The organism is Polaromonas sp. P3_C2, from assembly GCF_056402675.1.
The window spans coordinates 1-7,421 of record NZ_JBFUGX010000195.1; the positions used below are offsets into that span (position 1 = coordinate 1).

Consider the following 7,421-nt stretch of genomic DNA (forward strand, 5'->3'; position numbering starts at 1 on the left):
TCTTGATGGTGGGCTCCTACATGCCTTTATTGAGCAACGCCACGGGTACGACTGCGGGCACCGCCGGCTTCAGCATGGTGGCCACGGGCGGCATCAGTACGCAAACTGTCCAGACCAACATCAATCCCCTCTCGGGTGGCTCGGTCTACCTGGAGGCGGGCAACGGCAGCATAGGCGCCAGCACCGCCCGCCCCATCACCATTTACACGACCGGCCCGGTCGTTGCGGTGGCGAGCGGCGCCGGTTCACAGGTCAACCTGGACCTGGCCAACGGCGGCACCCTGGAAAACGTCAGTGCAACGGGCGCGGTGAACGTCACCGCTGCCTTCGCCCTGGCGGTCAAGACGGTGTCCGGCAGCTCGGTCACTCTCAGCTCCTCGCTCGGAGCCATCCTTGACGCCAATGGCGCGGCCAACAACATCACCAGCACCACGCTTAACGCGACCGCACGGGAAAGCATCACGCTGGGCACCAATGTGACCGGCCTGCAAACGCTGGCGACCACAGAACCTGGCGCTGCGGGCGACATCAGCCTCACTGCCGCCAATGCGCTGAGTACCAGCAATCTCGCCATCAGCACTAACGCCGGGTCTGCGCAGACAGTCAGCGTGTCATCCGCGGCCGGCATCACGGTCGACAACGCCTTCGGCAATGCGCAGGACAAGTTCAAGCTGATCACGACCGGTGGCAACATCGCCATCAACGGCGCGCTGACGGCCAGCGAACTCACGCTGAGCACCGCCGGTACCAGCACACAAACCGCGGGCATCACGGCCACCGGCCTGGAGCTGCTGGGCACGGGCAGCCACGCACTGACCAACGCCGCCAATGCGGTGACCACGCTGGCCGGCAACACAGGCAACGCCAGCTACTCGCAGGCCGGTGCGCTGGCCATTGGCACCGTCAACACAGCAGGGCTGACTGCCAGCGGCAAGGTGTTGGTGCGCACCACAGGGGCGGCCAGCGACCTCACTTTGAACAACACCGTCACCTCCGGCAGCGCGGCCAATGATTCCCTGGTGTTGGCCGCCGGGCGCAACCTTGTGAACAACGCCGGGGCTGGCGCGCTCAATCCTGGCGCGGGCGGCCGTTTCCTCGTGTATTCGACCGATCCGGCTGCCAGCACCCTGGGCGGCCTGGTTTCCACCGGCAACGCCTTTGGCCGCACCTATGCCGCCAATGCGCCCAGCGATGCGTCAATGGCCTCTCTCACCGGTAACCGCTTTGTCTACAGCGTTGTGCCGACGCTCAACGTGAGCGGCGACAACGTGAGCAAGGCATACGGCGGCGCCGACCCGGCCCTCACCTACACCGTCAACAGCGGCCTGGTGGCGGGCGACACCGCGGCAACTGCGCTGAACGGTGCGCTGTCGGCGCCCACAGGCGCTGCCACGACCAGCCCCACACATGCCATCACGCAGGGCACGCTGGCATCGGCCCTGGGTTACAACGTCGTCTATACCAACGGCACGCTGACGATGACCGGTACGCCGCCTTTGCCTGCATCCCTTTTCGGCGTGACGGCAGCGCTGGATGGGCCTTATGTGACCGCGCTCAACGCCATTGCCGGCACGGGCAATGCCATGGGTGGCGTCACGGGTGGCGCCGATAGCGCCAATGGAGATGGCACAGGCAGCATATCGAGCGCGGTGGACGACGATCCGTTCAACATACTGGATGATGGCGCGCGCATGAAGGCGTTGAATGCCGCCGCAGAGGCAGCCCGCCAGGACAGAGGCGAATAGGCGGCAGCTTGGGGAGGAGGCGGGGTAGGCGAGGCCCTGGTGGGCCTGCGGTGAGACTCTGCGCAGGCAGCCTGCACGGGTGTGGTTACCTTGCTGGCCACTGGCTTGCCTTTGGTGACTGCCAGTAAAGGCAGTACTACGCCCGGCACGCCAGACACAGTGCAGTACAGGATCGCGCTGCAAACCGTCTACCAAACCAGCCGCGAGACGGTCAACAGCGGCCCCGCCAGCTTCATTGAGCCCGACAACCGCGACGATGAGGCGGGCGGGAATGGCAACGGCAGTAACGGCAACAGCGGTGACAGCGGCAACGCCAGGCTGTCGAACTCGCTGGTCAGTATCGTCAGCTGCGGTTTATTGATGCCCAAAAGCGTTAGCCGTGCCACTTGTGAATAAACCATTTTCATGGCTCTTCATTAGCTCGGTCGGGCTGTAGCCATTTATGGGCGGGCGCAAGCAGCTATTAAAAATGTAGCAATGACTCCGCGAAAGCCAAGTCGTCCCCCAACGATGGCAAGCTGGACGCGCGGCCTGGCCATTTCGGAGCCTGCAGGGAATCCCTGGTTGGGCTGAGCGCTTACATCAATTGGGGCGCCGTTGGGCGACGGATTAGGGTGGGCCTCATAGCGCATTTGTGCTACAGGCAAAACCGGCAGATATAGTTACGATTGGTTTCATGTCCCTAAAAATGGGGACATACAGGATGAGCTGTCTCTGCGACATTGCCGGAGCGGTCACGCTGGACGTACTGCATCCGCAGTATGGCTGCATGAGAGTCGGGTACACACAATTGCAGGATGTCGCCCGGGGCATCGAAGCCATGGCCCGGGGGGGTGATGGGGTGTATGGATGGTCAGCTGCCATGAAGGAGCAGTGGCTTGTGTTGGATGAGCATTAAAAAAGTAGAGCGAAAAAATGAAACAGAATTCGTTACCCCTTTCCGCGCTGGCTTCRGCCCTGTTGGTAGCTTTGCATACCGGCGCCTGGGCGCAGACTGCCCCAGTCCCTGACGCCGGCCAGGTGCTGCGCGACCTGCAGCAGGCGCCCGCCTTGCCGCCGCCACAGAGCGTTCCGCTGCAGCGCATCGAAGAGTCAGCCGACCCCAGCCAGAAAGGCGAGGCGAGGGTGCTCGTCAAGTCCATCACCATCACCGGCAACCAGGAAATCCCGTCCAGCGAACTTCAGCCCCTGGTGGCCGGCCTCATAGGCGCGGAGCGCTCGCTGAGCCAGCTCAATGCCGCCGCCCGCCGCATCACGGCCTACTACCGCAGCCGGGGGTTTGCCGTGGCCCGCGCTTATTTGCCCGCGCAGGACATCACCGACGGCGCCGTCACCATCAGCGTGATTGAAGGGCGCATTTCCAGCCACAAGATCAACAACCAGTCGYTGCTGAGTGACGAACGCGCGCAGGCCTACCTGGGCCAGGTCAAGGACGGCGACGTCATCAAGTCCGACCAGATTGACCGCGGCCTGTTGCTGCTGCAGGACACGCCCGGCGTCAGCACCTCGCGCGCCACGCTGCAGCCCGGCGCCAGCGTGGGGACGTCCGAGCTGCTGATTGAGGTCAACCCGGCCAAGCCCTACAGCGGCAATGTCGTGGTCGACAACTACGGCAGCCGCTACACCGGCGAATACCGCGTGGCCGGTACGTTCAACCTCGTCAGCCCGCTGAAGATCGGTGACCAGCTCACCGTCAATGCACTGACCAGCGGCCGCAACCTCAGCTTCACGCGATTGGCCTACCAGTTGCCTGTGGGCAGCGACGGCCTCAAGGTAGGCGCCGCCTACTTCGACACCCGCTACAAGCTGGGCCAGGAGTTTGAAACCCTGCAGGCCCATGGCACGGCCACCTCTGCCAGCCTGTTTGCCGCTTACCCCTTCATCCGCAGCCAGCTTAAAAACCTGAACGGCACAGTGTCGGTGGAAGACAAGCAGCTCAAAGACTATGTAGACGCGACCTCTACCTTCACACCCAAGAAAGTCCTGGTCACCACCTTTGGCCTTTCAGGCAACCTGCAGGATGCCCTGGGCGGCGGGGGCATCACCGGCCTGGACCTGTCGGTAGCGATGGGCAACCTGCGCATCAACTCGCCCACCGCATTGGCCATTGACGCGGCCTCGGCACAGTCCAATGGCAGCTACACCCGTGTTTCTTATGGCGCCAGTCGCTTGCAGCGCTTTACCGACAGCACCTTCCTGGCCGTGTCAGTGACGGGCCAACTGGCCAGCAAAAACCTGGATTCATCCGAGAAGTTCTCATTGGGCGGCGTCAACGGGGTGYGCGCCTATCCGCAGGGTGAGGCTGGCGGCGATGAAGGCTACCGCGGCACGGTTGAGTTGCGCCACAACGTGATGGCCAATGTGCAGGCTACCGTGTTCTATGACTGGGGCAAGGTCACCATCAACCGCAACCCTTTCGGCGCGGCGGCCTCCAACAGCCGCCAGCTGGCCGGCGCGGGCTTTGGCCTGAATGCCAGCCTGGCGGGTGTGCAGCTGCGTTCTTCGCTGGCCTGGCGCACTGACGGCGGACTGCCGACTTCCATCCCGGCCTCGTCGGCCAAGCGGCCCACGCTGTGGCTGCAGGCGTCCATGGCGTTCTGACGGGCCTGGTATCTGAAGCCTGCCGGCGGTTCTCAAATCTCCGAAGTAAATCGGGTTTTTGGCTAATAAGGACGGGCGCAAGCAGCTATCAAAAACATAGCGCCATCGTGGCGCCGCCTTGCAAGTTGCTGTGTGAAAGCATCGCGGCCTGGCGATCTGGGACGCGGTGGAACAAGGGGCGCAAACTATCGCGCGCTGGACGCGCTGAAAAAATAGCGCGCCGAGGTTTCCAGGACGCGCAAGGCGTTTGCCCTGACATCGCTTGAGAGCTGCTTAGGGGCTTGTACGTAAAACGGCCAGTTGGCAGAGGTGCGGCCCTGTGGTGGCCGGGTAAACGGAATGACCGGAGTGACTGGCGTGGCCAGGGTGACAGGGGTGAAGGGTGGCCTGGTGGGCGGGTCATGTAGAAGCTGCATGTCAGTCTCTGGGTTGGGTTGTTCTATGGAATCACTTTGAAGAACAATGGTACTGTACATATATACAGTCTTCAACTATGATTTACCCATGGACACAAACACCCCACCCGAATGGATTGCCCGCTGCGCTGAAAGGCTGCACCAGCGATGGCACACCGTCGGGCCTGACCAGCTTGAAGAGGTCGCAGCAGTCATCTGGCAGGACGTGAACCTGCGGCGCATGGCGCCCGCTGACGCCGCGGCGCTGTGGCTCAAGCCGGTTGTGCCGGCCCCAGATGGGACATAGCGGGCCGGCCGCAAGCGGCGCGGCGCGCAGCGGCCTTACTTTTTCATTTCGTCCTTGCCCATGGCGTCCTTGGCCATGGGGTCTTTTTTCATCTTGTCTTTTTTGGCCATGGCCATCTTGTCGTCCTTCTTCATGCCGTCCTTCGCCATGGCATCTTTACCCATGGCATCTTTCGCCATCGGATCCTTGGCCATGGCATCTTTTTTCATCGCATCCTTCTTCATGCCGTCTTTGGCCATGGCGTCTTTGCCCATGGCGTCCTTTTTCATCGCGTCTTGCGCCATGGCACTGCCGCCGGCGAAGAGCATGCAGGCAGACAGGAGGGTTGCAGTCAATTTGTTCATGGTGTTGTCCTTGAGTGGTAGTGAATGAATGGATTGTTGAAAAAAGGCAATCGTTAAATGATTGCCCGCGTTGCAGGGTCTCTGAGCAGCGCTCAGCTACCTCCGAACCAGTTGTAGCCCTGGTCTTCCCAGTAGCCTCCAGGGTAGGTGTTGGTGACAAAAATCGCCTGGATGTGTTTGGGGTTCTTGTAGCCCAGCTTGGTGGGCATGCGCAGCTTCATCGGGAAGCCGTATTTGGGTGGCAGCGGCTGCCCGTCGTAAGTCAGCGCCAGCAGGGTTTGCGGGTGCAGCGCGGTGGGCATGTCGATGCTGGTGAAGTAGTCGTCGGCGCATTTGAAGCCGACGTACTTCGCGCTCAGGTCGGCGCCCACATGACGCAGGAAACTGCCGAAGTGCACGCCGCCCCATTTGCCGATCGCGCTCCAGCCTTCCACGCAGATGTGGCGGGTGACCTGGTCCACCTGTGCCATGGCGCGCAACTCGGGCAACGCCCATTTGCGCCTGTCGGACACCATGCCCGTGACTTCCAGCCGGTAGCTGCTTTCTTCGATTTCCCGGATTTCGTCCTCGCCGTAGTAGGCGTTAAAGGGGAAAGGCCGGGTGATCATGGATTCGGGGTAGGTCGGCGCCAGGCGGTTGGGATCAAACAGCAAGCCCTGCACCTCGTCGTTGATGCGCGAGATCTTGCCGAGAGCGGTGTTGACGCTTTCGCTGTCGTCCAGCATGCAGCCGGTCAGCATGGAAAGACCGCCCAGCGTGAGCGAGGTGCGTAAAAAATTGCGGCGTGCCGTACCGAGCTTGCGGGTGTGGGCAATGCGCGCAACAGCTTCGTCCARCACGGCGGCGCTGTCGATGTCCATACGGGGAGGGGGCTTGATGATCATGGGTAATCCTTGCGCTTTGCGGCGGTTGGGCTGTTCGGCGGGTCAGCGGCCGCGAACCATATAGACGAGGGTGCGCGGCACCAGCGCCACCATCACCAGGTGAACCGCGACGAATGCGGCCAGCGCGGCCATGGCGAAAAAGTGAACCAGCCGTGCGCCTTCGTAGCCGCCCATCAGTTCGCGCAGGAGCGGAAACTGCACAGACTTCCAGAGCACCAGGCCGGAAACGACGAGCAGGACACTGTCCACCATGACGAAGAGATAGGCCAGGCGCTGCACGGTGTTGTAGTGGCTGGGGTCGGCATGGGCCAGCTTGCCCTTGAGGGCAGCGAGCAGGTCGGCGACCAGCGCCCTGGGTGAAAGCGGAAAGAATTTGTGAAAGAGCCTGCGTGTGACGATGTTGAACGCCAGATAGAGCAGGCCATTAAAGAACAGCAGCCACATGGCCGCAAAGTGCCACTGCAGCGCGCCGCCCAGCCAGCCGCCCAGCGTGAGGTCTTTGGGCAATAGAGTCAAGATGCACCGCTACAAAAGACTGATCGCCGTGGTCGCGTTTCTGGGGCTGCTGCTGGCGGTGTTCCAGCTTTCCGGTTTGCGCGACAACTTCAGCCTGACCTTCTTGCACCAGAAATTCCTGGACAACGAAGTCAGCGGCTTGCTGATTTTTATCGCGCTGTTTGCGCTGGGCAACCTGATCCAGATCCCCGGCTGGATTTTTCTGGCCGCGGCTGTGCTGGCGCTCGGCGAGATGTGGGGTGGCCTGGCAACTTACCTCGCAGCCGTGATCTCATGCGCCTTCACCTTCTGGCTGATTCGCCTGATGGGCGGGGACGCTTTGCGGCAGATCAAGGGTCAGTGGGCTCAACGCATGCTGGCTCAGCTGGACGCGCGGCCGGTGGCGAGCATTGTGGTGCTGCGCTTGCTGCTGCAGACCGTACCGGCGCTGAATTACGCGCTGGCAATGTCAGGGGTGAAGTTTCGTGACTACCTGGTGGGCACCCTGCTGGGCCTGCCGCTGCCGATTGCGCTGTACTGCGTGTTTTTTGATTACCTGGCGCGGGTGTTGAAGGTGCCGGGGTACTGAACCTAAACGGCGTTGCCTGCCATGCGGGAAAAGAAGGGCAGCGCAATCGCTGCCGCAAGAG

8 protein-coding genes and 1 pseudogene are annotated in these 7,421 nt (G+C 62.1%); 5 read left to right on the plus strand and 4 right to left on the minus strand.

The window, feature by feature from the left end:
- From AC1DWI_RS10170 to AC1DWI_RS10180, 3 genes are all read left to right on the plus strand, one after another.
- Positions 1-1,745, plus strand: a 1,745-nt coding sequence (locus tag AC1DWI_RS10170; RefSeq protein WP_477724777.1) for a beta strand repeat-containing protein, incomplete at its 5' end; no start/stop codon positions are given.
- 114 nt (positions 1,746-1,859) lie between these two features.
- Positions 1,860-2,141 (plus strand): hypothetical protein, encoded by a 282-nt coding sequence (locus AC1DWI_RS10175; protein ID WP_477693907.1) that lies wholly within the window; start codon positions 1,860-1,862, stop codon positions 2,139-2,141.
- Positions 2,142-2,660: 519 nt separating this feature from the next.
- Positions 2,661-4,346: a ShlB/FhaC/HecB family hemolysin secretion/activation protein gene (locus AC1DWI_RS10180; protein ID WP_477724778.1), complete on the plus strand. Its 1,686-nt coding sequence runs from the start codon at positions 2,661-2,663 to the stop codon at positions 4,344-4,346.
- Between the two features lie 185 nt (positions 4,347-4,531).
- Here AC1DWI_RS10180 and AC1DWI_RS10185 read toward each other — a convergent pair whose 3' ends face one another.
- Positions 4,532-4,762, minus strand: a complete 231-nt coding sequence (locus AC1DWI_RS10185) for a hypothetical protein (RefSeq protein ID WP_477669223.1) — start codon at positions 4,760-4,762, stop codon at positions 4,532-4,534.
- 88 nt (positions 4,763-4,850) lie between these two features.
- Here AC1DWI_RS10185 and AC1DWI_RS10190 point away from each other — a divergent pair, with 88 nt between their 5' ends.
- Complete coding sequence (locus AC1DWI_RS10190; protein ID WP_477665830.1) at positions 4,851-5,048, plus strand: hypothetical protein; 198 nt, start codon at positions 4,851-4,853, stop codon at positions 5,046-5,048.
- 35 nt (positions 5,049-5,083) lie between these two features.
- Here AC1DWI_RS10190 and AC1DWI_RS10195 read toward each other — a convergent pair whose 3' ends face one another.
- The 3 genes and pseudogenes from AC1DWI_RS10195 to AC1DWI_RS10205 all read right to left on the minus strand — a co-directional run.
- Positions 5,084-5,392: a pentapeptide MXKDX repeat protein gene (locus AC1DWI_RS10195; RefSeq protein WP_457280520.1), complete on the minus strand. Its 309-nt coding sequence runs from the start codon at positions 5,390-5,392 to the stop codon at positions 5,084-5,086.
- A gap of 92 nt (positions 5,393-5,484) precedes the next feature.
- Positions 5,485-6,276 (minus strand): molybdopterin-dependent oxidoreductase, encoded by a 792-nt coding sequence (locus AC1DWI_RS10200; RefSeq protein WP_477669224.1) that lies wholly within the window; start codon positions 6,274-6,276, stop codon positions 5,485-5,487.
- Between the two features lie 42 nt (positions 6,277-6,318).
- Positions 6,319-6,783 (minus strand): annotated as a pseudogene (locus AC1DWI_RS10205) (cytochrome b/b6 domain-containing protein); the annotation flags it as partial.
- 10 nt (positions 6,784-6,793) lie between these two features.
- On the opposite strand from AC1DWI_RS10205, the gene AC1DWI_RS10210 reads away from it, so the two are divergent.
- Entirely contained in the window at positions 6,794-7,360 is a 567-nt protein-coding gene (locus AC1DWI_RS10210) for a TVP38/TMEM64 family protein (protein WP_477669226.1), read from the plus strand.
- Positions 7,361-7,421 lie beyond the last annotated feature (61 nt).

Excerpts from the sequence above, each read along its gene's own strand:
- AC1DWI_RS10185 (WP_477669223.1), bottom strand. The coding sequence starts at position 4,762 with ATGCAGCTTCTACATGACCCGCCCACCAGGCCACCCTTCACCCCTGTC.
- AC1DWI_RS10190 (WP_477665830.1), top strand. The coding sequence starts at position 4,851 with ATGGACACAAACACCCCACCCGAATGGATTGCCCGCTGCGCTGAAAGG.
- AC1DWI_RS10195 (WP_457280520.1), bottom strand. The coding sequence starts at position 5,392 with ATGAACAAATTGACTGCAACCCTCCTGTCTGCCTGCATGCTCTTCGCC.
- AC1DWI_RS10210 (WP_477669226.1), top strand. The coding sequence starts at position 6,794 with ATGCACCGCTACAAAAGACTGATCGCCGTGGTCGCGTTTCTGGGGCTG.